The following is a 1,410-nucleotide window of genomic DNA, read 5'->3' as shown; positions in this document are numbered from 1 at the left end:
TATTCTTTAAATAAAAATTAAAAGCTGACTTCTATTAATTTAAGAAGTCAGCTTTCAGTTTATACTAATTATTTAATTTTTATATTTAAGCAATAAGCATAAATATAAAGTGTGCTGATATACCTGCACAAAGTCCACCTATTGTATGTGAAAGAATTGCTTTTCCTGTTAAAGATCTTGCATTCAATGCATCCATCATACCAACATGTGTACTTAAATATCCACTCCAGCACATTCCCATTGCTGTAAATACTGCTATGTCATTTGGTGTTACTATTCCATCAGTTATAAATTTAGGAACTAAACTCATTGCTGCCCCAACTGCACCTAATGATGTAATAGGAAATGCAATCGCTTCTGGAGAAGTAAATCCAAATAAAGGTTCTAATATAAAGTTTAATTTTTCACCTATCATAGGAAGTAAACCTATACCTTCATAGGCAACACCTGTATAGATAGCTTTTCCTGTTTCTGGATCAGTCGATGGTCCAAATGTTAAAATCATAACTAATGTACATACAATTAATACTCCTGGAATTATTGCCATACCAAGTTCTACTCCACTTTTACCACCTTCAAGCATTGACTCTAATGCTCTTTGGAATACATTTCCTGGTCTAACTTCTCGTACTTCTTCTATTTTTTCACTTTTATGTAATGCATCTTTTTTAGCATCATAATTATAATGTTTTTTTGTAAAGTGAAGCATAATTCTAACACTTATAATACTTCCTATTATTGCTCCTAAGTTACCTATAAGCGCTGGAAGTACATATTCACTTCCTTGTGAAATCATGAAAGTTGTAACTATAAGACCCATTCCAAATGCTGTTCCTATATTACATAATGCTGGTATTTGATAGTCTTTGAAATATTTTGTGAAAGATTTATCTTTTGCAAAAGCAATTATAGCTGGATTATCAGATAAATAAGTTGTAATTGCTCCAATTATACTAGCTCCTGGCATACCATATAAAGGTTTCATAAATATTGCAAATATCTTATTTAGCAAAGATATAACACCAAACTCTGAGAAAAGTGCACTTACAGCTCCTGCTAGTACTGCCATAGCCATTATTAAAAACACTGTGTTTAAAAGCAAATCATGAGCAGTATTCATAATAACTTTAAACATAATTCCAACTCCCATAATGCTACCTACATATCCAAATCCACCTATTAATACAGCTAAAAATATGAAAGTTTCTAAATTTGTGTTTTTTACTTTCTTTTGACTTAGTTTATTTTTCGATACAGCCTCCATTTGAAGTCTCCCCCTCTAAAATTTGTAATTTTTTAATGTTTATAAGTAAGTATAATCAAATTTTGTTATATTTGCAAACATATTATAATTATTTTAAATTGCAAATAAATTTTAATTTTTCAAAATATTCATCATATAGATTTTAA

General features: G+C 29.5%; 1 protein-coding gene. It reads right to left on the bottom strand.

Annotated features, from left to right (window positions below; all coding sequences use genetic code 11):
* Window positions 1-85 precede the first annotated feature (85 nt).
* Window positions 86-1,264: a CD0519/CD1768 family membrane protein gene (locus NSA58_RS20220; protein ID WP_039678818.1), complete on the bottom strand. Its 1,179-nt coding sequence runs from the start codon at window positions 1,262-1,264 to the stop codon at window positions 86-88.
* Window positions 1,265-1,410 lie beyond the last annotated feature (146 nt).

The organism is Terrisporobacter muris (assembly GCF_024621905.1).
Taxonomy (GTDB): domain Bacteria; phylum Bacillota; class Clostridia; order Peptostreptococcales; family Peptostreptococcaceae; genus Terrisporobacter; species Terrisporobacter muris.
Note: the sequence above shows the minus strand (reverse complement) of the source record. Positions and strands in the feature narration are given on the sequence as shown.